Origin of the sequence: Bosea sp. PAMC 26642 (genome assembly GCF_001562255.1) — a bacterium.
GTDB lineage: Bacteria > Pseudomonadota > Alphaproteobacteria > Rhizobiales > Beijerinckiaceae > Allobosea.
In genome coordinates this window covers 2419609-2445541 of sequence record NZ_CP014301.1, presented here as the reverse complement: position 1 = coordinate 2445541, position 25933 = coordinate 2419609, and the positions used below count along the sequence as shown (strand labels likewise).

Sequence of the window (25933 nt, the reverse complement as noted above, 5' to 3'; positions counted from 1 at the left end):
ATCATTGTCCCAGGCGTTCGAGCAGGGCCGGGACGTGGACCTGGTCGGCCTTGTAGTTGCCGGTGAGGGCGTACATCACGAGGTTGACGCCGGCCCGCAGCGCCATTTCGCGCTGGCGCGGATCGGAGCCCGACAACGGCACCATGGCCTCGCCGCGCCGGCCGACGGCCCAGGCCGAGGCGAGATCGTTGGAGGTGATGACGATGGGCGAGACGTTGTCGCCCGCGCGCGCCGGGCGGCGTCCATCCTCGCCGGCGGGCGGCAGGATCTCGACCCAGGTCGTGCCGGTGTCGTAGCGCCCGACGAAGCCGTCGAGGATGTAGAAGGTCTTGGTCAGGACGTGGTCGCGCGGCAGCGGCTCGAGCTCGGGGATGTCGAGCGTCTGCAGCATGCGGCGCAGCTGCTCGCCCTCGGGCGTCGAGGAGCCGGCGCCCGGGCGGACGCTGAGCGCGTCGCGGGTGTCGAAGATCACCAGCCCGCCGCCTTTCATATAGGCTTCGAGCTTGCGCAGCGTCTCGGGCGCCGGCACCGGGCGCCCGGCGACGATCGGCCAGTAGAGCACCGGGAAGAAGGCGAGTTCGTCGCGGTCGGCATTGACGCCGACGGCCTCGCCGGGTTCGAGGGCGGTGCGCGCGCCGAGCACGATGTTGAGGCCGGCCAATCCCGCCTTCGACATGTCGTCGACGGCCTTGTCGCCGGTGACGACATAGGCGAGCCGCGTGACCGCACCAGCCGCGAAGAGTTCGCGGGGGATCGGCGGGCGCTCGTCGGCGGGTGCTGCGGGTGGCGGCGTTGCCTGAGCGCGGGCGGCATCCGGCACCATGGCGGTGCCAGCGAGCGCCAGAGCGAGCAGGATCGCTGCGGGCGCGGCGCGTCCCGTGCGGCGGGCGAGGTTCAGCCTGCCGCCGAGCCAGAGCGTCGCCAGCGTGTCGGCGATCAGCAGCAGCAGCGCCAGCACCAGCAGTTGCGGACGAATGTCGAGTGCGACCGGCTTGTCGACGGGGAGGATCGGTGCGCCGAGCGCGGCAAGGTCGATGGCGGACAGCTTGTCGGTCGGATTCAGCGCGTTGACCGCGAGCGAACCGTCGGCCGGGCCGTAGATGCCCGGCGGGTGGGCGAGCGTGGCGCGCGCCGTGAAGGTCCGGGGGACGGGCTGGGCGGTGGCAGGCGGGCTGCGGAAGGCGCCGCGTCCGTCGAGCACGCGGGTCGGCGACAGGGTTTCCACGCGCGCATCCTCCCCTTGAGCCTCCGCAGGCCCGGTTCCGGCAAGGGCGACGACCTTGCGCAGCATTTCGACGAACAGCCCCGACAGCGGCAGGTTCGACCAGGTGGTATCGGCGGTGACATGCATCATCGCGATCATGCCGTCGCCGCGGCGTTCGCCGGTGACGACGGGCGTGCCGTCCTCCAGTGCCGCCCAGGTTTTTTTGGACAGATCCGCCTCGGGCTCGGCCAGGATCTGTCTGGAGACGCGGACGTCATCGTTGATCTGCGTGCCGAAGAACGGGCTTTCACGGGTGAAGGGCGCGAGTTTGCGCGGCGTCTCCCAGGAGAGCCCGCCGCCGAGCGTGCGGCCGCCCCGGCGCAGGCGCACCGGCGTCAGGTCGTCGGAAGCCGCAGCCAGCCGCGCACCGGCGAAGCGCAGCAGCACGCCGCCGCGCTGGATGAAGCCGTTGATCTTCGTCACCGTGTCGCCGTCGAGCGCGCCGATATCGGCGAGTACGAGCACGGAGAGGTTCTGCGCCAGAAGCTCGCCGACCGGGTCGGTCGAGCCGGCGCGGGGTTCCCGGATCTCGGCGAAGGGCGAGAGCGCGCGCGAGACGTAATAGGTCGGGGAGAGCAGCGGCTGGGCGGTGTCGGTGGTGGCGCCCGAAACGACGCCGACGCGCCGGCGCTTGGCGCGATCGTCGAGCAGCGCGACGGCCGCCGAGGAGCGCTCGCCGACGATCTCCAGCCGCGAGACGGCATTGCGCACCTCGATCGGCAGGGTCAGCCTTGCGCTGGTCTGCAGGGCCGAGCCCTCGAAGACGAAGGGCGCCTCGCCGAGCGGCAGGCCCTTGAGGTCTAGCGCGCGGACCTGGCCGCTGGCGGCCGCCGCTGCGGTCGGGCGCAGCACCGTGACGGCGAGCGCACCGGCAAGGTTTTCGGGATTGGCCAAGGCGAGCTGGTCGGCGGGGCTGGTGTGGATCGACAGTCGCCTGGCGTCCGCTTCCGGCTTCAGGCGGGCGATGAAGGTGCTGTCGTCGCCGACGGCGAGGCCATCGGCGATCCAGACGAGTTCGGCGTCCGGCGCCGTGCGCAGGAAGGCCTCGATGCGCTGGAGATGGGCGGCGCGGTCGGGCGCGTGCGGCTGGAGCGGCAAGGCGCGCAGGCGGTCGAGCGCCGCGCGCGGCTCCGACAGCGCGATTTCGGCGGGCAACTCGGCGAGGCCGACCAGCGCGACGGGGCGGCCCTCGCGGCCGGCTGCGGCGACGCGGGATTCGGCTATGGCGAGGCGCTCGGGCCAGTCCGTCGCTGCCCCAAAACCGTTGTCGATCAGCAGCAGCATCGGGCCGCGTAGCGGGCCGGCCTCGCGCGGCGGGTTCCAGACGGGACCGGCGACGGCGAGGATCGCGAGCGCCGCCACGGCCATGCGAAGCGCCAGCAGCCACCAGGGGGTGTGGGCCGGCATTTCGCGCTTGGCGACGAGGTCGGCCATGATCTTGAGCGGCGGGAAATCGATCCGGCGCGGGCGAGGCGGCGTCACCCGCAGGATCAGCCAGAGCGCCGGCAGCAGCGCGAGCGCGGTCAAGGCGAGCGGGGCGGAGAAGGCGAAGGGCAGGGAGCTCAGCATGGGTGACGGCGCTTCCTATCGTTGGCCCGTTTCGCACGGAAACACGCCGTCATCCCGGACGCAGCGAAGCGGAGATCCGGGATCCATCGTAGAGCACCGTCGTGCCCTATGATGGATCCCGGATCGACGCGGCTTGTCCGGGATGACGCAGTGGTTCCGAGCAAAACATCCATCCTCAGCGCCCTCCGCCCGCGCCGCGAGAGGCGGCAATCAGGCTCGCCACCCGCAGGACGCCTTCGCTGGCGGGGCGGTCGGTGCGGTGCAGGGTCAGCGTCCAGCCGGCGCGGCGGCAGGCCTCGCGGATCGCGTCGCGATGGGCTTCGAGCCGCTGGCGGTATTCGGCGCCCCAGGAGCCGGCATCGCCGACACGTAGGGAGAGCCCGTCCTCGAGGTCAAAGAGTTCGGCCTGTCCGGTGAAGGGAAACGTCTCCTCGATCGGGTCGGCGATCAGCAAGATATGGCCGCGCGCGCCATTGCCCGCCATGGTGGCGATGCGTTTGGCGAGCGAGGCCGCGGGCGAGAGCCCGTCGGTGATGATGATGGCGTCGGCCAGCCGCGGCAGGGGTGCGTCGGGCGGCAGGTCGGCGGTCTCGCCCTTGCTGTCGACCAGAATCGCCTGCGCCAGCGTCTCGACGATGCGGCGCGAGGCGAGCGCCCGCGTCAGGCCGAGATGGCCGACCCGCTCGCCACCATCGACCAGCGATTCGGCCAGCGCGAAGCCGGCGATCAGGGCGCGATCGACTTTTGAGGCCAGAGCGAGCGAGGAGGAGAAGCCCATCGAGGCCGAGCGGTCGATCCAGAGCCAGATCGCATGCGAGGCCTCCCATTCGCGCTCGCGGACGAAGAGATGACCGTCGCGGGCGGAGCGGCGCCAATCGATGCGCGAGGAGGATTCGCCGGTGACGAGCGGGCGATACTGCCAGAAGGTCTCGCCGGGGCCGGCGCGCCTGCGCCCATGGATGCCGTGCACGCTCGCCGAGACCCGTCTCGCCTCCAGGATCAGCCGCGGCAGACGCGCGGCAAGATCGAGCGAGGCGGTGACGACCGGCCGGGCCGGCTGGCGTTCGGTGGTCCCGAAAACGCGCGTGCGCAACATCTGCGTTTCGTCTCCTATCCCAACCGTTCCACGAGCTTGCGGATGACGCCCTCGACGGTCTCGCCGTCGGCGCGGGCCGCGAAGGTCAGCGCGATCCGGTGCTTGAGCACGGGGATGGCGAGCGCCGCGACATCGTCGACCGAGGGCGCGAGCCGGCCCTCGACCAGCGCGCGCGCCCGGCATGCCAGCGTCAGCGACTGGCTGGCGCGGGGGCCAGGGCCCCAGGCGAGCTTGTCGGTGATCGCGCCATCGCCATCGCCCGGACGGGCGGAGCGGACGAGGTCGAGGATGGCGTCCACCACGGTCTCGCCGACCGGCAGGCGGCGCACGAGGCGCTGCGTCGACATCAGCGTCTCGGCCGTCATCGCCTGGACGGGCTTGTGTTCGTCCGAGCCGGTGGTCTCCAGCAGGATGCGGCGCTCGGCCTCGCGGTCGGGATAATCGACGTCGATCTCGAGCAGGAAGCGGTCGAGCTGCGCCTCGGGCAGGGGGTAGGTACCCTCCTGCTCGATCGGGTTCTGGGTCGCCAGCACATGGAAAGGTGCGGGCAGATCGTAGCGCTCGCCGCCGACCGTGACATGGTGCTCCTGCATCGCCTGCAGCAGCGCCGATTGGGTGCGCGGCGAGGCACGGTTGATTTCGTCCGCCATCAGCAACTGGGCGAAGACCGGGCCCTTGATGAAGCGGAAATGGCGCTTGCCGTCGGCGGTCTCGTCCAGCACCTCGGAGCCGAGGATGTCGGAGGGCATCAGGTCGGGCGTGAACTGGACGCGGCGGGCCGAGAGGCCGAGCACCGTCCCCATCGCCTCGACCAGCTTGGTCTTGGCGAGGCCCGGCACGCCGACGAGCAGGCCGTGGCCGCCTGCGAGCAATGTGATCAGCGACAGGTCGACGACCTTCTGCTGGCCGAAGATGACGCGGCCGATCTCGGTGCGGGCAGCGCCGATGGCTCCCAGCGCGGCTTCGGCCGCCTCGACGATGCCGGTGTCGAGATTGATCGGAGGGTTGGTGTCGCCCTTGGTCTCAACCGCCCGGACTTGCGCCGCCATGTCGATCTCCTTCACCTTCTCGCCGCACCTGGCCTTAGCCGACCAGTCCATGCGGCTCCCGAGACAGGAGAGTGTGGACGTGCTGTCCTGTCTCCTCAAGGGCCGATGGCAAGGTGCACATGAACTCGGCTTCACGATTATGTGGAGTTCAAGGCGGAGACGACGATGCAACCAATATGCCGCAGCCGACTGGCACTGGGCTTTCGATGAGTAGCGAGGCTCCCGCCATGGAGCGTCTGCTGTCGGCGCTGGGCGACGGCAAGACGCGCGGCCTGCCGCCCGTGGAGCGCTGGAATCCGTCGTTTTGCGGCGATATCGACATGCGGATCGCCGCGGACGGGACCTGGTTCTATCTCGGCACGCCGATCGGCAGGCCCTCTCTGGTCAAGCTTTTCTCCTCGGTTCTGCGCAAGGACGGCGACGATTACGTTCTCGTGACCCCGGTCGAAAAGCTCGGGATCACCGTCGAGGATGCGCCGTTCCAGGCCGTCGAGATGGCGGTGGACGGCGAGGGCGCTGCCCGCTCTCTGGCGTTCCGGACGCAGGTCGACGATGTCGTGAGCGCGGGGCCCGACCATCCGATTCGGTTCGAACGGGCGGATAAGGGCGGGCTGAAGCCCTATGTCCATGTCCGTCGCGATCTCTGGGCAAGGGTGACGCGGGCCGTGACCTACGATCTTCTGGCGCTGGGCGAGGTCCGCGATATCGACGGAGTCGCCATGTTCGGCGTGGCGGCGGCCGGCGCGTTCTATCCGGCGGTGCCGGCAGCGGAGATCGAGGACGAGGTCGAGCGATAGCGATGCAGGCGTTGACGTTGAGTGCCGACGCGTTCGTCGCACTGGCACAGAAAAGACTGAGAGCCGAGCCGCCGGCGCTCGGCGATCTGATCGCGCGTCCGCGCGGCGATCACGAGTTTCAGCCGGAGCCGATGGCGCAGCCCGACGAGCAAGCGGCCGTGCAGGCCGCCGTGCTGATCGGGATCGTGCCGCGTCCGGAGGGGCCGACCGTGCTGCTGACCCAGCGCTCGGCGGCGTTGCGCAGCCATTCGGCACAGGTCGCGTTTCCGGGCGGGCGGGTCGATGCGGTCGATGGCTCGCCGGTCATCACGGCGCTGCGCGAGACCGAGGAGGAGATCGGGCTGTCGCGAGAGCGCATCCGGACGCTGGGTTTTCTCGATGCCTATCTGACGGGCACGGGCTACCGCATCGTTCCGGTCGTGGCGCTGGTCGAACCGCCGTTCTCGCTGACGATCAATGCACATGAGGTCGACGAGGCCTTCGAGACGCCGCTCGCCTTCCTGCTCGACCCGGCCAATCATCGCCGCGAGGGACGTGAGTGGAAGGGTCGCTACCGGACCTACTATGCGATTCCGTTCGGCGATCGCTATATCTGGGGCGCAACCGCCGGCATGATCCGCAATCTCTACGAGCGGCTGGCCGGCTGACCTGAATGGGATAACGCGCCGATGCTGCGCTCGATCATCGAAGAGGTTCTGCTCTTCGTGCTGCCTTTCTGCCTGTTCGCGGGCTATCTGATCGTCAAGCGGCGCAATCCGCTCGATGTCGAGCACTGGAGCCAGCATCTCTTCGTGCTGTCGGCCTGCGGGCTCGCGCTTGCGGTCGCGGTCTTCGCCTTCACCGCTTTAAATGCGCCGCGCAGCCAGGGCGCCTATGAGCCGCCGCATATGGAGAACGGGCAGCTGGTGCCCGGCCGTTTCAAATGACGCCCGGCCAGCGCGCGCGGGTCGCCGCCTTTCTGGCGCGTCCGGCGCTCGATGGCGTGCTCGCGGCGCTGAACGGCGAGGGCGAGGAGACCCGCGTCGTCGGCGGGGCGGTCCGCGACCTGCTGCTCGATGCTCCCGTGGGCGACGTCGATCTCGCCACCACCGCGCTGCCGGCAGAGACGATCAGGCGCGCCAGGGCGGCTGGCTTCAAATCGGTCCCGACCGGGATCGAGCATGGCACGGTGACGCTGCTGCGCAATGGCGCGACCTTCGAGGTCACGACCCTGCGCAGCGATATCGAGACCGATGGCCGACGCGCCAAGGTCGTGTTCGGGCGCGATTTTGTGGCTGATGCCAAACGGCGCGACTTCACCATCAACGCGATGTCGCTCGACCGGCAGGGCGCTCTGTTCGACGTCTGCGACGGCCTGTCGGATTTGGCAGCGCGCCGGATCCGCTTCATCGGCGATCCGGCGGGGCGGATCACCGAGGATTACCTGCGCATCCTGCGTTTCTTCCGGTTCCATGCCCGCTATGGGGACGGGCCGCTCGATCCCGCCGGGCTGGCGGCCTGCATCGCCGGGCGGGCGGGGCTCGAACGCCTGTCGCGCGAGCGTGTGCGGGCCGAGATGCTGAAGCTCGTGGTTGCACCCGGCGCGGTCGCGGCGATCGAGGCGATGGCCGGCGCGGGGCTGCTGATGCCGGTGCTGGGCTGTGTGCCGCGCCTGGCGCGCTTTGCGGCGGTCGCCGAAGGCGAGGGCGGCGAGCAGGTCTATCCGGCCTTTCGTCTGGCAGCGCTTGGCGTTGCGGTGAGCGAGGACGCGGTGCGGCTGCGCGAAGCCTTGAGGCTCTCCAATGACGAGTTCGACAGGATTTCGCGGCTGGCCATGGCGATGGAGGCGCTGTCGGGCCGTGCGACGGTGCCCTCGATTGCGGTACTGCGCCATCTCGCCCACCGCGTCGGGGGCGATGCCGTTGCCGGGGGGCTCGTCCTGCTGACGGCGGGAGCCGACGAGAGCCGCAAGCGCGAGACCCATGGGCTGATCGCCGAGCTCGGCCGGACACCTTCGTTCTTGCCGACTGGGCGCGACGTGGTTGCGCTCGGGCTGGCCCCTGGACGGACCATCGGCCTTGTTCTGGAGCAGGCGCGCGCCGACTGGATCGAAGCAGGCTGTCCTGCCGGCGAGGCCGATCAGGCGGCTTTCATCGCGCAGGCCGTCGCGCGGCTCACGGCCATCTGACGGTCGGCGGCATCGAGGACAGGATCGAGGCGACATTGCCGCCCGTCCTGAGACCGAAGATGGTGCCACGGTCGTAGAGCAGGTTGAACTCGACATAGCGGCCGCGCCTGACCTGCTGCTCGTAGCGGTCTTCCTCGGTCCATGCCGTGCCCATGTTGGCGCGCATGATCTGCGGATAAATGTTCAGGAACGCTTCGCCGACAGCCTGCGTGAAGGCGAAATCGCCCTCCGGTTCGCCCGACCAGAGATAATCGTAGAAAATGCCGCCGATGCCGCGCGGCTCGCCGCGGTGCTTGAGGAAAAAGTACTCCTCGCACCATTGTTTGTAGCGGTCATAGTCGGCGACCGGCGCGAAGCGCTCGCAGGGGCCACGCATTGCGGCGTGGAAGGCGATCGCATCGGGATCGTCCTGGCTTCGCCTGCGCACCAGCACCGGCGTCAGGTCGGCGCCACCGCCGAACCAGGGCTTCGTCGTCACGACGAAGCGGGTGTTCATATGGACGGTCGGCGCGTTCGGGTTCCAGGGATGGGCGATCAGCGAGATGCCGGTCGCATGGAAGCGCGGGTCTTCGGCCGCGCCCGGGATCTGGCCGGCGAATTCGGGCTGGAAAGTGCCGTGCACGGTCGAGACATGGACGCCGACCTTCTCGAAGACGCGACCCGCCATCATCGACATCACGCCACCGCCGCCCTCGGCACCGTCATGGTTGGTACGGCTCCATGGCGTGCGGACGAAACGGCCGGGCGCGGCGGCTTCCGGTGGGAAGGGGCCGGCGGCCTCGTCTTCCAGGGCTTCCAGCGACGCGCAGATGCGGTCGCGCAGGGACGCGAACCAGACCGCGGCGCGGGGCTTCATGGTTTCCGCGAGGTCGAGATTGGCTGGGGCCGTTGCTTGGGCCGTATGGTCGTTCATCCCAATCTCCTGGCGCTTGTCTTCAAAGGCTAAGCGCGGGGAACCCTTCTCCCGGAGGGAGAGGGGCAGGGGTGAGGGGAAGGCCCTTCAACCAGCAAGGCAACATCCTATCCGCGCGTCCGTTCAGGCCAATCGCGAAACGTCCGTCACCTGACCCCTGCCCCTCTCCTTACAGGAGAGGGGTTCCCCGTGCTTCTCCGTCAAACGGCAGCCTAAACCCGCCCATCTGCCGCAAGGCTTCGCCCAGAACGATCGCCGCCGCAACCGAGACATTGAGCGAGCGCAAGCCCGGCCGCATCGGCACATGCACGGTCGCATCCGCAGCCGCATAGACCTCGGGCAGGACGCCAGCCGATTCGCGGCCGACCATGACGATGTCGCCCGGCTGAAACGCGAAATCGACATGCGCTGTGGCCCCATCCGTCTCCGCCACAATCAGGCGGTGGCCGGCGGCGCGGCGCCAGTCCTCGAAGGCGCCGAAGCCGTCATGGCGCGTCACCGCGGCACGCTCCAGATAATCCATGCCCGAGCGTCGAAAATGCCGGTCGGAGACATCGAAGGCAGCGGGCTCGACGATGTCGACCGCGATGCCCAGGCAAGCGCAGAGCCTGATCATCGTGCCTGCGTTCTGGGGGATGTCGGGCTGGTAGAGGGCAAGGCGCAGCATGGGCTGCTGTCATGGGACGGCATGCCGGCATGCGTCAAGAACGCTGGCCTTTCGGCGACATGCGCCCCATATCGCGCCGAGAAGCGATGCCAAGCCGGTCCGAAGGAGGGCGGTCACGATGTTTTCCGCCCTGTTCCGCACACTCGAACGTCAGATCGACGTGTTCGCTCCATTCGACGAGCGCGAGACGCCGCCGCGCGGGGTCTGGCCCTTCATGTGGCACCACATCAAGGGCGCGAAGGGCTGGATGGCCCTGATCATGCTGACGGGCTTAGGCTTCAGCGGCATCGAGGCGGCGATGTATCTGATGGTCGGCTGGTTCGTCGACCTGCTCGCGACGCAGTCCCCGCAGACGATCTGGCAGGAGCATGGCTGGCTTCTGGCGGGCGCGGCCTTCCTGCTCGTGGTAGTCCGGCCGCTGATCTATTTCGCCAACCACGCCATCGTCGACCAGGTCGTGGTGCCGCAGATCACCAACCAGATCCGCTGGCGCAACCATGTCTACACGCTGGGCCACGCACTCGGCTATTTCCAGAACGATTTCGCCGGGCGGCTGTCGGCCCGCGTCATCCAGGCCGGGCAGTCGATCCGGGGCGCGACAATCGAGATCATCGACGACCTCTGGTATGCGCTGATCTTCGTGACCGTGGCGCTCGGCTTCTTCGGCTCGACAAGCCTGTGGCTGGCCTTCCCGGTTCTCGTCTGGCTCGCAGCCTATGTCGCGCTGCTGAGCTATTTCGTGCCGCGCGCCAGGCAGCGCTCGGAGGCGAATTCGCTCGGGCGGTCCTCGACGACCGGCCGCATCGTCGATTCCTACACCAACATCCTGACGGTCAAGCTCTTCGCCCGCGCCGATGCCGAGCGCTCGGCCGTGCGCGATGCGCTGACGCGCTGGAACGCGTCCTTCCTGCATTTGTCGCGGCTGATCACCGGCGTCAGCGTCATCCTGCAGACGATGAACAGCCTGCTCGTGGTGGTGACGGCGTGGCTGTGCCTGTGGCTGTGGAGTCAAGGGTCGATGACGCCAGGCGCTGTCGCCGCCTCGATCGGGCTGGTGCTGCGGCTGGTGCAGATGTCGACCTGGCTGATCCATCTGGTGCGCGGCGTGTTCGAGAATATCGGTTCGGTGCAGGAGAGCATGGAGACGATCGCCAAGCCGCACGACCTGACCGATGCGCGCGACGCGGCGCCGCTGGTGGTGGAGCGGGGTGGTATCCACTTCGAGGGCGTCCGCTTCAACTACGGCAAGGGTGCGGGGCTGTTCGAGGGTCTCGACCTCGATATCGCGCCGGGCGAAAAGATCGGGCTTGTCGGGCCTTCGGGCGCCGGCAAGTCGACGCTGGTAAACCTGCTGCTGCGGCTCTATCCGCTGGAGGGCGGCCGTATCCTGATCGACGGGCAGGACATCGCCCATGTCACGCAGGACTCGCTTCGAGCCCAGATCGGCATGGTGACGCAGGACAATTCGCTGCTGCACCGCTCGATCGGCGACAACATCGCCTATGGCCGCATCGGGGCGACGGAAGCGCAGATCGCCGCTGCCGCCCGGCAGGCCTCTGCCCACGAGTTCGTGGAGGGCCTGTCCGATCAGGACGGACGCTCCGGCTTCGCGTCGCGAGTCGGCGAACGCGGAGTAAAGCTCTCCGGCGGCCAGCGCCAGCGCATCGCGATCGCCCGTGTTCTCCTGAAGGACGCACCGATCCTGGTCCTCGACGAGGCAACTTCGGCGCTGGACTCGGAGGTCGAGGCGACGATTCAGGAGCAACTCAGCGTGCTGATGCAGGGCAAGACTGTGATCGCCATCGCGCACCGGCTCTCGACCATCGCGGCGCTCGACCGGCTGGTGGTGCTCGATCAGGGTCGCATCGTCGACAGCGGCAGCCATGCCGAACTCGTGGCGCGCGGCGGGCTCTATGCGCGGCTATGGTCGCGTCAGTCGGGCGGGTTTCTCGCCGCGACCGATCCGGAAACCGCTCCGGCCTGAGGGCTGTGCAATCGCGTCGTGCGACGGCCCTCATGCGGCCCAGAACAGTAGACTTCGTCCAAACTGCATGTCAAAGAGCCGCCAGTGACGCGCCGCCGCATTGCGGCTGCGAAACCACGCTCCTACAGAGGAGCATCGAGTTGGAATTGATAGCCTTCCAGGCTTGAGCGAGAGCAGAGGATTGGATCGTGGCGCACGCGACCGATACGACACCCACCGAAACCACAAGACGCGATTTCCTGATGCTGGCGACCGGCGCCGCCGGCGTCGTGGGTGGTGCACTCGTGGTTTGGCCGCTCGTGAGCCAACTCGCCCCGGATGCGCAGACCATCGCCGCCGGCGCTCCGATCGACGTCGATCTGGCCCCGGTCGCCGAAGGCCAGGGCATCAAGCTGACCTGGCGCGGGCAGATCATCTTCATCCGCAACCGGACGAAGAAGGAGATCGACGAGGCGCGTGCCGTCGATGTCGCGACATTGCGCGATCCCCAAACCGATCAGGCGCGCATCAAGGCGGGCCATGACAAGTTCCTCGTGCTCTACGGAAAGTGCACCCATCTCGGCTGCATTCCCTCGGGCACCGCAGCCGGCGAGCCGAAAGGCGACTATGACGGCTGGGTCTGCCCCTGCCACGGTTCGCACTACGACTCGTCTGGACGTATCCGCAGGGGGCCGGCGCCGCTCAATCTGGGCATCCCGCCCTATGCCTTCACCTCGGACACCAAGATCAAGATCGGCTGAGACATGCTGGTTCCCGCCATCGCCGGTCGCGCGATCTTTCGCGAACATGAGACAGCCCTGAGGCATTCGTCATGAGTGGTCACAGCTCCTACAATCCCAAGACCGGCATCGAGCGCTGGCTCGACGCGCGCCTGCCGATCGTCCGGCTGGTGCACGATTCGGCGGTGTCCTACCCGGTGCCGCGCAACCTGAATTATTTCTGGACCTTCGGCGGCATCCTGACCTTCATGCTGGTCGCGCAGATCGTCACGGGCATCATCCTGGCGATGCATTACACGCCGCTCTCGACCGTCGCCTTCAACTCCGTCGAGCACATCATGCGCGACGTGAACTATGGCTGGCTGCTGCGCTACCTGCACGCCAACGGCGCCTCGATGTTCTTCGTCGCGGTCTATGTCCACATGTTCCGCGGGCTCTATTACGGCTCCTACAAGGCGCCGCGCGAGGTTCTCTGGATCCTCGGCGTCGTCATCTTCCTGTTGATGATGGCCGCTGCCTTCATGGGCTACGTCCTGCCCTGGGGCCAGATGTCGTTCTGGGGCGCGACCGTCATCACCAACCTGTTCTCGGCGCTGCCGGTGATCGGCGAGACGATCGTCACCTTCCTGTGGGGCGGCTACTCGGTCGACAACCCGACGCTGAACCGCTTCTTCTCGCTGCACTATCTGCTGCCGTTCATGATCTTCGGCGTGGTGATCCTGCACATCTGGGCGCTGCACCATGTCGGGCAGAACAACCCGACCGGCGTCGAGGTCAAGAACGTGCAGAAGGACACCGTGCCGTTCACGCCCTATGCGACGATCAAGGACCTGTTCGCGATGGTGTGCTTCACCTTCGTGTTCTCGTATTTCGTCTTCTACCAGCCGAACTTTATGGGCCATGCCGACAACTACATCCCGGCCAACCCGTCGGTCACGCCCCAGCACATCGTGCCGGAATGGTACTTCCTGCCGTTCTACGCGATCCTGCGCGCCATTCCCGACAAGCTCGGCGGCGTGCTTGCGATGGGCGCGGCCATCGTCGTGCTCGCCTTCCTGCCCTGGATCGACTCGTCCAAGGTCAGGTCGATGAACTATCGCCCGGTCGCCAAGATCCTGTTCTGGGCCTTCGTCGCGGTCTGCATCGGCCTTGGCTATCTGGGTGCCATGCCGGCCGAGGGCGGTTATGTCACCGCCTCGCAGATCTTCACGGCGCTCTATTTCGGCTACTTCGTCGCGCTGTTCGTGATCGGCCTGTTCGAGAAGCCGCTGACGATGCCGAGCTCGATCGCGGATTCGGTGCTGGGCGCCATGAAGGGCGGCTCCGGCGCGCGCCTGGCGACCGCCACTGCAGCAGAACCGAACGCTAAGGGCTGACGAGAATGACGATGCTTCCGTTTCGCCTGGCGCTGGCCGGGCTCGCCGCCGGGTTCTCGCTGTCGCTTGGGGTTTCCGGCGCGCTGGCCGCCGAAGGCCGCGTCATACCGCCGGCGCAGAGCTGGAGCTTCTCGGGTCCGTTCGGAAAGTTCGATCGGGCGCAGCTGCAACGCGGCTACAAGGTGACGAAGGAAGTCTGCGCCAACTGCCATTCGATGTCGCTGCTGCGCTTCCGCAACCTGTCGCAGCCGGGCGGTCCAGAGTTCAGTACCGGGCAGGTTCTGGCCCTGGCCGCGACCTACCAGATCAAGGACGGCCCCAACGAGCAGGGCGAGATGTTCGACCGGCCGGGCCGGCCGGCCGACGCCGTCCCGGCGCCGTTTCCCAATGAACAGGCCGCGCGCGCGGCCAATGGCGGCGCCTATCCGCCCGACATGTCCGTGCTGGCCAAGGCTCGCACCTATGAGCGCGGCTTCCCCCGCTTCATCTTCGACATCTTCACTCAGTATCAGGAGCAGGGGCCCGACTATATCCACGCCCTGCTCGGCGGCTATCACGAGAAGCCTCCGGAAGGCTTCCCGTCGCTGCAGCCGGGCCAGTACTACAACGAGTACATGCCGGGTCATCTGATCGCGATGCCCAAGCCGATCTCGGACGGGCAGGTCGAGTACCCCAAGGGGCCGGACGGCAAATCGCCGGTGCCCGAGACTGTCGATCAGTACGGCAAGGACGTCGCCGCCTTCATGGTCTGGATGGCCGAGCCGCATCTGGAAGCGCGCAAGCGCACAGGCCTGATGTGGATGCCGTTCCTCATCATCCTCGGCGGCCTGCTCTACTACACCAAGAAAAAGGTCTGGGCCCGGATGCCGGACGGTTCACCGTTGCACTGAAGCGGCTGAGAGATTGAAAGGGCCCCAGCGATGGGGCCTTTTTCGCGAGAGGCGGGGCGATGACCGAGGCTGTTGACGATGTCGATGCGAAGCGCATCATCCTCGTTCGCAACGAACGGCTCAAATTGGCTGCGACATATTTGAATGGAATTGCCATCGCTACCTTGGCGGTTGGAGGCATCGGCCCCTTCGTTGCGGGGTTCGTGGCGAACGCTCCGGGACATTTTTCGTTGTCGAGCGGGTTAGTGGTAGTTTGCACAATCACCAGCGCGACCTTACATCTTGCGGCGTGGCGCGTTCTCGGAGGCTTGCGAGTATGAGCGTTCAATTCCTCAACCTGCTTGTATTCCCGGTCTGTGCCCTGCTGGCCGGAGGCTTCGCCTACTGGGTCAACATTCGCTTCAATCGATGACCAAAGCCGTTCTGGGTATCATCGGCGGCTCGGGCATCTACGACCTGCCGGGTCTCACCGACCTGCGCGAGGAGCGCATCGCGAGCCCATGGGGCGAGCCCTCGGACGCCCTGCGCATCGGCCGCATCGGCGGGACGAAAATCGTCTTCCTGCCGCGCCACGGCCGGGGCCATGCGATCCCGCCCTCCGAGATCAACTACCGCGCCAATATCGACGTGCTGAAGCGGGCGGGCGTCACGGACCTCGTCTCGCTCTCGGCCTGCGGCTCCTATCGCTCGGAGCTCTATCCCGGCCTGTTCGTACTGATCGACCAATTCGTCGACCGCACCGTAAAGCGGGAGAGCTCCTTCTTCGGCCGAGGATGCGTCGCCCATGTCTCCTTCGGCCACCCGGTCGGTCCGCGCCTGCAGCAAAGGCTGGCGGACGCGGCGAAGGCCGAGGACATAGCCTTCGTCAAGGGCGGCACCCTGGTGGCGATGGAAGGGCCTCAGTTCTCCAGCCTGGCCGAATCCCTGACCTACAAATCTCTCGGCTACGATCTGATCGGCATGACCGCGATGCCCGAGGCCAAGCTCGCCCGCGAGGCCGAGATCACCTATGCGACCGTCGGCATGGTGACGGACTATGATTGCTGGCACGAGGATCATGGCGCGGTCGATGTCGCGACCGTCGTGAAGGTGCTCCACGGCAATGCCGAGACGGCCAAGCGCCTCGTCGCGCGGCTTGCCGCCGATTTCCCGCCCGAGCGCGAGCCCTGTCCCGCAGGGTCGCACAACGCGCTCGACAATGCGATCATCACGGCACCCGAATACCGCGATGCCGCCCTGCTGGCGAAGCTCGACGCCGTCGCCGGCCGGGTGCTGAAGGCGGCTTGACGTGGCGCGGGCCAGGCCCGACCAAGATGGCCACGGTCCTTCCAGCGAAACGCCGCCATGAACCTCGCCGACAGCATCCGCGCGATCGCGGACTATCCCAAGCCCGGCATCGTCTTCCGTGACATCACCACGCTGCTGGGCGATGCGCGCGCGTTTCGGCGGGCGGTCGACGAACTGGTGCAGCCTTTCGCGGGCCTGAAGATCGACAAGATCGCCGGTATCGAGGCGCGCGGCTTCATTCTGGGCGGCGCCGTGGCGCACCAGCTTTCGGCCGGCTTCGTGCCGGTGCGCAAGAAGGGCAAGCTGCCGCATGAGACGGTGAGCGCGACCTATCTGCTCGAATACGGCACCGACGAGATCGAGGTGCACAAGGACGCCGTCATGCGTGGCGAGCGTGTGCTGCTCGTCGACGATCTGGTCGCAACCGGCGGCACGGCCGAGGCTGCCGTCGATCTGCTGTCGCAATTGGGGGCCGAGGTCGTCGCGGCCTGCTTCATCGTGGATCTACCGGAACTCGGCGGCGCCGACAGGATCAGGCGGCTCGGCGTCCCGGTGCGGACGCTGGTTTCCTTCGACGGGCATTGAGGATCGCAAGATGAAGATCGGGGGACAGCCCTACCGGACGATCTGGCTGGCGCAGGATGGCGGCTCCGTCTGCGTCATCGACCAGACCAGGCTACCCTTCCGCTTCGAGACCGTGACGCTAACGACGGTCGAACAGGCGGCCGAGGCCATCCGCAGCATGATCGTCCGCGGTGCTCCCCTGATCGGTGCGACGGCGGCCTATGGCGTGGCGTTGGCGCTGCGCGAGGATCCCTCAGATGCGGCGCTGGACGCCGCGCTGGTGCTGCTCGGCGCGACGCGGCCGACGGCGGTGAACCTCCACTGGGCGCTGGCGCGCATGAACCGGCGGGTCGCCGGTCTGAAGCTGCGGGTGCGGGCGCAGGCGGCCTATGCCGAGGCCGCTCTGATCTGCGACGAGGATGTGGCGCTGTGCCGGGCCATCGGCGAGCATGGCCTGCCGCTGATCCGCGCGATCGCGGCGCGCAAGCCCGCGGGCGAGCCCGTCAACATCCTGACCCATTGCAATGCCGGCTGGCTCGCCACGGTCGATTGGGGCACGGCGCTGGCGCCGATCTACCTCGCTCATGATGCGGGCATTCCCATCCACGTCTGGGTCGACGAGACGCGGCCGCGCAATCAGGGCGCGGCTCTGACCGCCTACGAGCTTGGCGCCCATGGCGTGCCGCATACCGTGATCGTCGACAATGCCGGCGGACATCTGATGCAGCGGGGCGCGGTCGACATGGTGATCGTCGGCACCGACCGGACGACGGCGACCGGCGACGTCGCCAACAAGATCGGCACCTATCTCAAGGCGCTCGCCGCGCATGACAACGGCGTGCCGTTCTATGTGGCGCTGCCATCGCCGACGATCGACTGGAGCCTGGAGGACGGCCTGCGCGATATCCCGATCGAGGAGCGGTCGGCGAAAGAGGTCACGCATCTGACAGGCATGAGCGAAGCGGGGGCGGGCGAGTCCTTTCAAGTCGCAGCGCCAGGCAGTCCGGCCGCCAATCCGGCTTTCGACGTGACACCGGCGCGGCTCGTCACCGGCCTGATCACCGAGCGCGGCATCTCGCCTGCGACGCGCGCGGGGCTGGCCGGCCTGTTTCCCGAAATGGCGCACGGAGCGGCGGCATGAGCGAAGCGACCTTGCGGGCCGATATCGTCGCGGTCGCCCAGGCGATCGACCGGGCCGGCTTCTGCCCGTCCAAATCGGGCAATGTCTCGGCGCGCTTCGATGGCGGGCTGCTGATCACGCCATCGGGGCTTCCCTATGCCCAGACGCAACCCGAAGACCTGATCCATCTGTCGCTGGATGGGTCCGTGCTGGGCGGCACGCGCGAGCCGTCATCGGAATGGCCGTTCCATGTCGCAATCTACAAGGCGCGTCCCGACGCGCAGGCGATCGTCCATACGCATTCGCCCCGCGCAACCGCGCTGGCCAGCACGCGGCGCGGCATTCCGGCTTTCCATTACATGATTGCGCTGTGCGGTGGGGCGGATGTGCGCTGCGCGGAGTATGCGACATTCGGCACGCCGGAGCTCGCGCGCAACGCCGTCGAGGCGCTCGAGGGCCGCAAGGCTGTCCTGCTCGCCAATCACGGCGTCATCGCGCTCGGCGGCTCGCTGGCGGGCGCGCACCAGATCGTGGCGGAGGTCGAAAACCTGGCCGGGCAGTATCTCGATATCCTGGCGGCCGGACTCAAGCCTGTCGTCCTGGACGAGGCCGAGATGGTGCGGGTCAGCGCGCGGTTCGCCGGCTACGGCAAGGTCGGGTAACGAAGACAGCCGAATCGCGCGCAGCGTCTTACGCGTTGTTAATCCCCTTGGCCTAACCAAGGGGAATGATCGTTTCGCGCTATCTTCACGATTCGCTCGACATGCTCGGCATCGCCGCTTGCGAATACGATGCGGGCCTGAAGGCTGTTGGCTGGAACCGGACATTCCTGCAGCTCTTTCCCGAGCATGATGGCGCAATCGTGCAGGGCGAGCCCTACCGCGACAATCTCAGGCGCTTCTATCGCGGAAGGCTTTCGGCCGATGAGATGCCGGAGATCGAACGCTATATTGCCGAGGGCGTCGCGCGCCATGACAACCAGACGCAGCCTTTCGAGTTCATCCATCGCGGCCGGCTGCTGCGTGCCTCCTCGCTGCGCGATCCCGATGGCGGCCGGGTGAGGATGTGGCAGAGGCTGGACGCCGACGCCAGGGCGGAAACCGCGCTGGGAGTCGCGCTGCCCGTCTTCGATGCGCTCTCCTTCATTCCCGATGGCGCGACCATTCTCGACGCCGACGACCGGATCATCGCCGCAAACGATGCTTTCCGCCGGCTCTATGACGTCGCGGCCGATCGCGCGGTCGTGGGCATCAGCCTCGACGAGATCATCGCCGAAAGCTGGAGGGCGTCTTCGCCTGCCGATGCCCGTCGCGGCACGATCCGAAATGGGCTGCGCTATGACGGCGCGCCCGTCGAAGTCGAACTTCCTGGACAGAGATGGCGGCGTGTCATTGCCAGGCACAGCGTCGATGGTATCGGCTGTTTTACCCATGCCGACATCACCGCCGCGAAGCGCCAGCAGATGGAGCTACTGAAGACCCAGGAGGCGCTGCGACAGGCTAATGCCGAACTCGCAAAGCTCGCCGAGACGGACGGGCTGACCGGTCTCGCCAATCACCGGCGCTATATGCGGTTCCTGGCGGAGCAGGCCACAGGAACAAGCGCCCTGACCGTGATGATGATCGATGCCGACCACTTCAAGACGGTCAACGATCGCTTCGGCCATCTCGTCGGGGACCATTGCCTCAAGCTGATCGCCAGTACCATCGCGGAGGAGGTGCCTGCGGCCGCGCTCGTGGCGCGTGTCGGCGGGGAAGAATTCGGCGTCGTGCTGGGCGGCGTCGGGCAGGCGGAGGCGATGCGGGTCGCCAGGGCGATCAGATATGCGATCGCCCGGGCACCATGGCACGTCGTTCATTCCGAACTTGGGGCAACGACGGTCTCGATCGGGATTTGCTCGGGATATGGTCCGCTCGATGGCGATGTGCTGCACGCCCGCGCAGATGATGCGCTTTATGCCGCCAAGCGCAACGGCCGCAATCGCATCGAGGTGCTGCCGATGCCGGTCACGGCCACGCGCCGCAGTGCCTGATCAGGTGCGGCGTTCGACGAAGACGCAGCCGTCGAAGCTGAAGACCTCCTCGCCATGCTGGTTCACGCCGGTATTGCGATGGAAGAACAGGCCCCATTGCGGGCGCGAGGCGCTGGCCCGCTTGTCCGTGATCGTCGAGTGGTAGGTTATGCGGTCGCCAGCGAAAACCGGCTTCGACCAGCGCAGGTTCCTGAAGCCGGGCGAGGGGCCGAGGCGGGGTGCGGGCGCCGATCCCAGCGCCGCGATCTGGCGCTTGCGATGCGACACCATCGCCGCCATCCAGACCGATGCCGTGTGCCAGCCCGAGGCCGCCAGCCGGCCGAAAGCGCTGTCGCGTGCGGCGGCCTCGTCCATATGGAAAGGCTGCGGATCGAAGCTGCGCGCGAAGGCGATGATCTCGTCGGCGGTGAAGACGAGGCTACCGAGTTCGAAAGCGGCGCCGATCTTCATCTCCTCGAAGAAGAGCGCCGGCTCGGGCGCTTCTGAAGGCGGCTCGAGCGGACTCTGGGTCGTGGGCGGGGCATAGCGCGGGGAATGCGCGAGCCAGTCGCCGACATGGGGCAGGATGGCGGCGCCACGCCTGCCGAACATGATCCAGTTGATCTGTTCCAGCACCGGCTCGTCATGCTGGTTCAGCAATTCGAAGCGAAAGCGCACCAGCCCCATTTCGGGACGAGACCGTGAGGCTTTCGTCTCCAGAACGGTGCGGCGGGCGGCCAGCGTGTCGTCCGGTTTGACCGGGCGCAGCCATTTGACCTCTTCGACGCCCGGCGCGCCCATGCCGGCGGAGTCGAGGATGAAGGTTTCGCAGATCAACCGCATCAGGAGCGAGCAGCTATGCCAGCCCGACGCGATCAGCGTACCGACGAAGCTCTCCTGAGCGGCCTTTGGGTCGGTGTGAAAATCCTGAGCATCGAAGCGATCGGCATAGGCGAGAATATCGGCCTGGCCGACCAAGATGCGGCCTGCCTGGACAGTGTCGCCGACGATGAAATCCTCGAAGAACAGCACCTGAACCGCTCAGTTCGCGAAGCGGAAATGCAGCACGTCGCCGTCGGCGACGACATACTCCTTGCCTTCGAGCCGGAATTTGCCGGCGTCCCGTGCGCCGGACTCGCCCTTGTTTGCGATGTAGTCCGGGTAGGCGATCGTTTCGGCGCGGATATAGCCCTTCTCGAAATCGCTATGGATCACGCCGGCGGCGGCCGGACCCTTGGTGCCCTTCTCGATCGTCCAGGCACGGGCCTCCTTGGGGCCGACGGTGAAGTAGGTGACGAGGTCGAGCAGGGTGTAGCCGGCGCGAATGACGCGGTTGAGGCCGGGCTCTTCCAGGCCGACGGCCTCGAGGTAGTCCTTCTGGTCGGCAGCCGGCAGCACTGCGATCTCGCTCTCGATCTTGGCGGAGACGACCACCGCGACGGCGTTCTCCTCGGCCGCGCGCGTCTTCACCAGTTCAGAGAAGGCGTTGCCCTTGTCGGCGCTCGCTTCCTCGACATTGCAGACATAAAGCACCGGCTTGGACGAGAGCAGGCCCAGCGTCTCGAAGGTGCGGCGCTCGTCGGCCGCAACCTGGACGAGGCGGGCCGGCTTGCCCTCCCGCAGCAGGACGAGGCAGCGGTTCATCAGGTCGGCCAGTTCCTTGGCCTCCTTGTCGCCGGTCTTTGCCTTCTTCTCCAGCGGCAGCACGCGCTTCTCAAGGCTTTCGAGATCGGCCAGCATCAGCTCGGTCTCGATGATCTCGATATCGTCGATGGGCGAGACCTTGCCTTCGACATGGGTAATGTCGCCATCCTCGAAGCAGCGCACGACATGGGCGATGGCGTCGCATTCGCGGATATTGGCGAGGAACTGGTTGCCGAGGCCTTCGCCCTTGGAGGCGCCGCGCACGAGACCGGCGATGTCGACGAAGGTCAGCCGCGTCGGGATGATCTCCTTGGAGCCGGCGATGGCTGCGAGCTTCTCCAGCCGGTCGTCGGGCACGGCAACGTCGCCGACATTGGGCTCGATCGTGCAGAAGGGATAATTTGCGGCTTGTGCCGCCGCTGTCTGCGTGAGCGCGTTGAACAGGGTCGACTTGCCGACATTCGGCAGGCCGACGATACCGCATTTGAAACCCATGGTGGTCAGTTCGCTTTGAAGAAGGCGTCTGGATCGACGCGGAAAGGGTTGATGATGGTGAGATCGCCATATCGCGTCTCGTGACCCATGTCTTCCGAGAGGAAGTAGCGGCAGCCTTCGGCAGATGCAAAGGCGATGAGTAGGCAGTCGAACCATTGATAGCCGAGCCGCTCGCGCACGGACCAGGCGTTGGCCGTATGGATGGCTTGCAATCCGGCGTCGCCGAAGCGGCGCAGTTCGTCGATGCGGGTTCGCGCAATATCGAGCGGGACCGCCTCGTTGCGAAGAACCCAGCGGGTCAGTTCGTTAAGGACCTGGAGGTTGATCAGAATTCGACCCTGCATAACAAGTCGCCTGAGCCATAGCGCTGCAACATCGCGCTTTTCTGCAGCGGCTCCGTCACGGGCATAAATCAGCACGTTCGTGTCGACGAATATCCGGGAGTCAGCGGTCATAAATCTGATCGCGTGTCGGAGCCTTGCCGTTTTCGTCCGTGAGATCCCACAGAGGGCCGGCCAGAAACCGCTCCATCGCTTCGATCTGCGATGTGTGATCGACGGAGCCGATCTGCCGCTCGACCAATGTCCCGACGAACTTCGACATGCTCTTGCCATCTCGGGCCGCAGCCATACGCAAACGTGCGAAGGTGTCGTCGGGCAGGGTCAGTGTCAGGTTTTTCATGGTCCCTCCGGCTCGATCGATATCGTGTTTCCGTGTTTTCGTGTCAAGCGAAGCGTGGCGGCGTGCATGGCGGCCGGCTTCGTCGTTCACACGAACGTGCGTGGCACGGGTACGAGGGCAGGCGCACCACTGCGGTCGCGACCTCTCAACCGATCCGGATAATCCTATGCGCTCCTTTTCCGCCGCCCTGCTTGTCATTGGTCTTGCGCTTCCAGGTCTTGCGCTTCCAGGTCTCGCTTGTGCACAAACGCCGCAAACCCGCATTCGTGGCGAGGTCGAGAAAGTCGAGGGCAACATGTTGACCATCAAGACGATGGAGGGGACTGAAGCCAAGGTCGCGCTCGCGCCGAACTATTCGGTCGGCAGCGTCGTCAAGGCCACAACGGCCGATATCAAGAAGGGCGGCTTCATCGGCGTCGGCGCACGGCCGCAGGCCGGTGGCACACTGATGGCGGTGCAGGTCTTCATCTTTCCCGAGACGATGCGCGGCACAGGCGAGGGGCATCGCCCATGGGGCGTTCTGCCGGATTCCACGATGACCAATGCGACGGTGGCCGAAACCGTTACGCGCGTCGATGGCGCCAGCGTGATGCTGACCTATCCGGGCGGCGAGCAGAAGGTGACGATCACGCCCGACGCCAACATCATCATGGCCGCGCCGGCCCAGCCCTCCGAACTCGTTGCCGGTGCACAGGTCGCAATGTCGGCGGCGAAACAGCCGGACGGCAGCTTCACGGCAAGCCGCGTGACCATTGCCAAGGCCGGCGCTCAGCTGCCTTACTGAAGGAACTGCGTCAGTCCGGGGACTTCTCGCCCAGCCGCTTCACGGCGGCATGGCCGCGCGCATCCATGAAGAGATGTACCCTGTTCTGGAACCCGGCGTCGTCATGGGCTGCAAGCAGCGCGGCGTTGTCGGCGCTGGCGGTGCAGAGATCTTCGACCCAAGGCCCCTCCGCCTTGCCGAAATCGCTCAGCACATAGCCGTGGACGAGTTCCTTCAGGCCGGGATGGCCGATCCCCATCCGGACCCGGCGATACTCGTTGCCGATGAAGGCCGTGGTCGAGCGCAGGCCGTTATGGCCGGCGTTGCCGCCGCCGAGCTTCACCCTGAGCTTCGCGGGAGCGAGATCGAGCTCGTCATGGAAGACGATCACCTCGGCCGGCTCGACCTTGAAGAAACGGGCGGCCTCGCCGATCGCGCGGCCGGAGTCGTTCATGAAGGTCTGCGGCTTGAGCAGGATGACCTTCTCGCCGCCGATCGTCGCTTCGCAGGCCTCGCTCTGGAAGCGGGCACGCCAGGGCGATGCCCGATGGGCGCGGGCAATCGCCTCCAGCGCCATGAAGCCGATATTGTGACGGTTGCGGGCGTAGCGCGAGCCTGGATTGCCGAGACCGGCGAAGATCAGCATGAGGCGCTCCGGCACAAAGCAAGACGGCCGGGAAACCCCGGCCGTCTCTCGTTCGCGATCGTGGACAAGCGTCGAGAGGACGCTCGCAGCTCAGGCCTTGGCTTCGGCCGCAGGAGCCTCGGCTGCAGCTTCAGCCGGCTCGTCGATCTCTTCGGCCATCGGCGGCACGATGGTGACGATCGTGGCGTCCGCGCCGATCGTCAGCTTGGCGCCCTTGGGTAGCTTGATGACGCCGGCTTCCAGCGAGTCGCCGATTTCGAGGCCGGCAACCGAGACCTCGAAGGCCTCCGGAATGTTCTCGGGCTCGATCGTGATCTCAAGCGCGTGCTCGACGAGCTGGACCGAGCCGCCGTTCTTCACGCCGGGGCAGGTATCCTGGTCGATGACATGGACTGGAACCTCGACCGTGACCGTCTGGCCCTTGGCGACCCGCAGGAAGTCGACGTGGATCGGGAAGTCCTTGACCGGGTCGAGCTGATAGTCGCGCGGGATGACGCGGGTCTTCTTGCCATCGACGCTGACTTCGAACAGCGTGGTCAGGAAATGGCCGCCATAGATCAGGAGGCGGGTCTTGTTGGCGTCGAGCGCGATCGCTTCGGGAGCGGCGCCCCCGCCATAGATCACGGCTGGTGTCAGGCCTTGACGACGTACTGCCCGGGCGGCCCCCTTGCCGACCTGGGCGCGCGCCGAAGCCTCGATTTGCTTCACGGCGGTCATGGTAGTTCCTTGCTTCAAATGACAAGGCCGCCTCAAGGCGGCCGTTTCGGTTCGCGCCCTTGCCTCCAAGGGTGTCAGTCGGGCGCTGGCAGGCTCATAGGGGAAAAGCGGGGGTAGGACAAGCCTCGCAGCGTTCCGTCCTATGCAGCCACCAGACCCAGCCGCTCGTCCCGACGCCGCAGCAGGTGCATCAGCGGCAGTGCCAGCAGCACCATCCAGGCCTTGCCGATGATCTGGCCGGAGAGGAAGTCCAGGCTGCCGAAGGCGAGCTGCAGGAAGACGATGCTGTCGACGACGAGGCCGAGGACACTGGAGGCGGCCACGGCTGCGACGAAATTGCGGCGCTGCAGCGGGGTGTAGACCGCGAAATCGGCGAGTTCCGAGAGCAGGAAGGCTGCGACCGAAGCGAGCACGATCGCCGGGGGGGCAAGGAAGCCCGAAATCGCCGCGCCGACCGCGATGGCGCCAAGGCCTGCGAGCGCGCCGAGCCTGCGCTGCACGATGTCGCGAAGCACGAGCGCCAGCCCGATCATCAGAACGCCGCTCGGCGCCTTGATGCCGGGCCAGACCGGAACGAGGCAAGGCCCGTTTGGAACGCAGACGGTGCCGGCGTTGCCGATCAGCCAGTTCGCGGCTGGGATGGTCAGGGCGAACAGGGCAAGCGCGATCAGCCCTTCGGTGCGGCGCTGGCGGTCAAGATTCATGGGATGGTCCGGTGTCGTCTGGAGCTGCGAGATAGGCGGCGTAGCCTTTCGCACGAAGCTCGCAGGCCGGACAATGGCCGCAGCCGAAGCCCCAGCCATGCCGCTGCGTCCTGTCGCCGAGATAGCAGCTGTGGCTGTCCTCGATCACGAGGTCGAGCAGGGGCTTTCCGCCGAGCGCGTGGGCGAGCGCGAAGGTCTGCGCCTTGTCGCGCCACATCAGCGGCGTGTGCAGCACGAGGCGGCGGTCGAGCCCGAGCCCCAGCGCGACCTGCATTGCCTTGATGGTGTCGTCGCGGCAGTCGGGATAGCCGGAATAGTCGGTCTCGCAGACGCCGAGCACGATGTGCTTTGCGTTCCGACGATAGGCGACCGCCGCGGCGAAGCTCAGGAAGATCAGGTTGCGGCCGGGTACGAAGGTGGTCGGCAGACCGGTCTCGGCGAAGGCGATCTCGCTCTCGCGGGTCAAAGCTGTGTCGGAGATCGCGCCGAGCGCGCTCAGGTCGACGAGATGGTCCGGGCCGAGCCGCGCCTTGTAGAGAGGCGAGAGCGCAGGCAGCCTGTCGCGGATCGTCAGCCGGCACTCCAGCTCGATGCGGTGGCGCTGGCCGTAGTCGAAACCGATCGTCTCGACGCTGTCGAACCGCTCCAGCGCCCAGGCGAGCGCGACGGTCGAATCCTGGCCGCCGGAGAAGAGGACAAGCGCGCGGGAGGTGGTCATCTCTGTTCCGTCAAAACACCCGCGTCGTCATCCCGGGCGTAGCGAAGCGCAGACCCGGGATCCATGCCTGAGCCGTTCCGGAATGGATCCCG

Annotated in this window: 28 protein-coding genes; 15 read left to right on the top strand and 13 right to left on the bottom strand. The window is 66.8% G+C overall.

Annotation, left to right across the window (positions count from 1 at the left end):
• Nucleotide 1: 1 nt before the first annotated feature.
• The 3 genes from AXW83_RS11715 to AXW83_RS11705 all read right to left on the bottom strand — a co-directional run bounded on the left by AXW83_RS11715 (nucleotide 2) and on the right by AXW83_RS11705 (nucleotide 4978).
• Nucleotides 2–2830 (bottom strand): DUF4159 domain-containing protein, encoded by a 2829-nt coding sequence (locus AXW83_RS11715; protein WP_442855246.1) that lies wholly within the window; start codon nucleotides 2828–2830, stop codon nucleotides 2–4.
• Between the two features lie 178 nt (nucleotides 2831–3008).
• The gene (locus AXW83_RS11710) at nucleotides 3009–3929 is read right to left on the bottom strand and encodes a DUF58 domain-containing protein (protein ID WP_066613697.1); all 921 of its coding nucleotides are present in this window, start codon (nucleotides 3927–3929) and stop codon (nucleotides 3009–3011) included.
• A 14-nt stretch (nucleotides 3930–3943) separates the two neighbouring features.
• The gene (locus AXW83_RS11705) at nucleotides 3944–4978 is read right to left on the bottom strand and encodes an AAA family ATPase (protein WP_066620356.1); all 1035 of its coding nucleotides are present in this window, start codon (nucleotides 4976–4978) and stop codon (nucleotides 3944–3946) included.
• Between the two features lie 206 nt (nucleotides 4979–5184).
• On the opposite strand from AXW83_RS11705, the gene AXW83_RS11700 reads away from it, so the two are divergent.
• The 4 genes from AXW83_RS11700 to AXW83_RS11685 are packed head-to-tail and all read left to right on the top strand — an operon-like array spanning nucleotide 5185 to nucleotide 7942.
• Nucleotides 5185–5775, top strand: a complete 591-nt coding sequence (locus tag AXW83_RS11700; RefSeq protein WP_210179663.1) for a DUF1285 domain-containing protein — start codon at nucleotides 5185–5187, stop codon at nucleotides 5773–5775.
• 17 nt (nucleotides 5776–5792) lie between these two features.
• Entirely contained in the window at nucleotides 5793–6422 is a 630-nt protein-coding gene (locus AXW83_RS11695; RefSeq protein WP_236841885.1) for a CoA pyrophosphatase, read from the top strand.
• A 21-nt stretch (nucleotides 6423–6443) separates the two neighbouring features.
• Nucleotides 6444–6701 (top strand): DUF6111 family protein, encoded by a 258-nt coding sequence (locus AXW83_RS11690; protein WP_066613690.1) that lies wholly within the window; start codon nucleotides 6444–6446, stop codon nucleotides 6699–6701.
• A complete protein-coding gene (locus tag AXW83_RS11685) occupies nucleotides 6698–7942 on the top strand; it encodes a CCA tRNA nucleotidyltransferase (RefSeq protein WP_066613687.1) in 1245 nt (414 codons plus the stop codon). The genes AXW83_RS11690 and AXW83_RS11685 overlap by 4 nt, the downstream gene beginning before the upstream one ends.
• Here the strand turns inward: AXW83_RS11685 and hemF are convergent.
• Nucleotides 7929–8855, bottom strand: a complete 927-nt coding sequence (gene hemF / locus AXW83_RS11680; protein ID WP_066613684.1) for an oxygen-dependent coproporphyrinogen oxidase — start codon at nucleotides 8853–8855, stop codon at nucleotides 7929–7931. The genes AXW83_RS11685 and hemF overlap by 14 nt on opposite strands.
• A 169-nt stretch (nucleotides 8856–9024) precedes the next feature.
• Nucleotides 9025–9522, bottom strand: coding sequence for a tRNA (cytidine(34)-2'-O)-methyltransferase (locus AXW83_RS11675; protein WP_066613681.1), 498 nt, complete (start codon nucleotides 9520–9522; stop codon nucleotides 9025–9027).
• A gap of 118 nt (nucleotides 9523–9640) precedes the next feature.
• Here AXW83_RS11675 and AXW83_RS11670 point away from each other — a divergent pair, with 118 nt between their 5' ends.
• The 10 genes from AXW83_RS11670 (at nucleotide 9641) to AXW83_RS11625 (ending at nucleotide 19494) form a co-directional block, all read left to right on the top strand.
• Nucleotides 9641–11506 carry an ABC transporter ATP-binding protein gene (locus AXW83_RS11670; RefSeq protein WP_066613679.1) on the top strand — a complete coding sequence of 622 codons (1866 nt, stop codon included), beginning with the start codon at nucleotides 9641–9643 and terminating at the stop codon, nucleotides 11504–11506.
• 242 nt (nucleotides 11507–11748) lie between these two features.
• Nucleotides 11749–12246, top strand: coding sequence for a ubiquinol-cytochrome c reductase iron-sulfur subunit (petA, locus tag AXW83_RS11665; RefSeq protein ID WP_066620354.1), 498 nt, complete (start codon nucleotides 11749–11751; stop codon nucleotides 12244–12246).
• A 71-nt stretch (nucleotides 12247–12317) separates the two neighbouring features.
• On the top strand, nucleotides 12318–13601 hold the full coding sequence (locus AXW83_RS11660) for a cytochrome b (protein WP_066613677.1): 1284 nt from the start codon (nucleotides 12318–12320) through the stop codon (nucleotides 13599–13601).
• A gap of 11 nt (nucleotides 13602–13612) precedes the next feature.
• Complete coding sequence (locus AXW83_RS11655; protein WP_082767488.1) at nucleotides 13613–14491, top strand: cytochrome c1; 879 nt, start codon at nucleotides 13613–13615, stop codon at nucleotides 14489–14491.
• Nucleotides 14492–14550: 59 nt separating this feature from the next.
• Nucleotides 14551–14811, top strand: a complete 261-nt coding sequence (locus AXW83_RS11650; RefSeq protein ID WP_066613667.1) for a hypothetical protein — start codon at nucleotides 14551–14553, stop codon at nucleotides 14809–14811.
• A gap of 88 nt (nucleotides 14812–14899) precedes the next feature.
• Nucleotides 14900–15778 (top strand): S-methyl-5'-thioadenosine phosphorylase, encoded by an 879-nt coding sequence (locus AXW83_RS11645; RefSeq protein ID WP_066613665.1) that lies wholly within the window; start codon nucleotides 14900–14902, stop codon nucleotides 15776–15778.
• A 57-nt stretch (nucleotides 15779–15835) separates the two neighbouring features.
• On the top strand, nucleotides 15836–16363 hold the full coding sequence (locus AXW83_RS11640) for an adenine phosphoribosyltransferase (protein ID WP_066613663.1): 528 nt from the start codon (nucleotides 15836–15838) through the stop codon (nucleotides 16361–16363).
• A gap of 10 nt (nucleotides 16364–16373) precedes the next feature.
• Complete coding sequence (mtnA, locus tag AXW83_RS11635; protein ID WP_066613660.1) at nucleotides 16374–17483, top strand: S-methyl-5-thioribose-1-phosphate isomerase; 1110 nt, start codon at nucleotides 16374–16376, stop codon at nucleotides 17481–17483.
• Entirely contained in the window at nucleotides 17480–18124 is a 645-nt protein-coding gene (locus tag AXW83_RS11630) for a class II aldolase/adducin family protein (protein WP_066613657.1), read from the top strand. Before mtnA ends, AXW83_RS11630 begins: the two co-directional genes overlap by 4 nt.
• Before the next feature lie 65 nt (nucleotides 18125–18189).
• Nucleotides 18190–19494, top strand: coding sequence for a sensor domain-containing diguanylate cyclase (locus tag AXW83_RS11625; protein ID WP_066613653.1), 1305 nt, complete (start codon nucleotides 18190–18192; stop codon nucleotides 19492–19494).
• On the opposite strand, the gene AXW83_RS11620 is transcribed toward AXW83_RS11625, so the two are convergent.
• From AXW83_RS11620 to AXW83_RS11605, 4 genes are read right to left on the bottom strand one after another with little or no spacing between them, the layout of a single operon-like run.
• On the bottom strand, nucleotides 19495–20505 hold the full coding sequence (locus AXW83_RS11620) for a MaoC family dehydratase (RefSeq protein WP_066613650.1): 1011 nt from the start codon (nucleotides 20503–20505) through the stop codon (nucleotides 19495–19497).
• A 9-nt stretch (nucleotides 20506–20514) separates the two neighbouring features.
• Entirely contained in the window at nucleotides 20515–21612 is a 1098-nt protein-coding gene (gene ychF / locus AXW83_RS11615) for a redox-regulated ATPase YchF (protein ID WP_066613647.1), read from the bottom strand.
• A 5-nt stretch (nucleotides 21613–21617) separates the two neighbouring features.
• Nucleotides 21618–22067 (bottom strand): PIN domain-containing protein, encoded by a 450-nt coding sequence (locus AXW83_RS11610; protein WP_066613644.1) that lies wholly within the window; start codon nucleotides 22065–22067, stop codon nucleotides 21618–21620.
• Nucleotides 22057–22383, bottom strand: coding sequence for a hypothetical protein (locus tag AXW83_RS11605; RefSeq protein ID WP_236841884.1), 327 nt, complete (start codon nucleotides 22381–22383; stop codon nucleotides 22057–22059). Before AXW83_RS11605 ends, AXW83_RS11610 begins: the two co-directional genes overlap by 11 nt.
• A 76-nt stretch (nucleotides 22384–22459) precedes the next feature.
• On the opposite strand from AXW83_RS11605, the gene AXW83_RS11600 reads away from it, so the two are divergent.
• Entirely contained in the window at nucleotides 22460–23077 is a 618-nt protein-coding gene (locus AXW83_RS11600; RefSeq protein ID WP_066613640.1) for a DUF5666 domain-containing protein, read from the top strand.
• Nucleotides 23078–23087: 10 nt separating this feature from the next.
• Here AXW83_RS11600 and pth read toward each other — a convergent pair whose 3' ends face one another.
• The 4 genes from pth to queC all read right to left on the bottom strand — a co-directional run bounded on the left by pth (nucleotide 23088) and on the right by queC (nucleotide 25841).
• Complete coding sequence (gene pth / locus AXW83_RS11595; RefSeq protein ID WP_066613638.1) at nucleotides 23088–23702, bottom strand: aminoacyl-tRNA hydrolase; 615 nt, start codon at nucleotides 23700–23702, stop codon at nucleotides 23088–23090.
• A gap of 90 nt (nucleotides 23703–23792) precedes the next feature.
• Nucleotides 23793–24419 (bottom strand): 50S ribosomal protein L25/general stress protein Ctc, encoded by a 627-nt coding sequence (locus AXW83_RS11590; protein ID WP_066613636.1) that lies wholly within the window; start codon nucleotides 24417–24419, stop codon nucleotides 23793–23795.
• Nucleotides 24420–24559: 140 nt separating this feature from the next.
• Entirely contained in the window at nucleotides 24560–25123 is a 564-nt protein-coding gene (locus tag AXW83_RS11585; RefSeq protein WP_066613629.1) for a VUT family protein, read from the bottom strand.
• Nucleotides 25113–25841 (bottom strand): 7-cyano-7-deazaguanine synthase QueC, encoded by a 729-nt coding sequence (queC, locus tag AXW83_RS11580; RefSeq protein ID WP_066613626.1) that lies wholly within the window; start codon nucleotides 25839–25841, stop codon nucleotides 25113–25115. The genes AXW83_RS11585 and queC overlap by 11 nt, the downstream gene beginning before the upstream one ends.
• Between the last annotated feature and the right edge of the window lie 92 nt (nucleotides 25842–25933).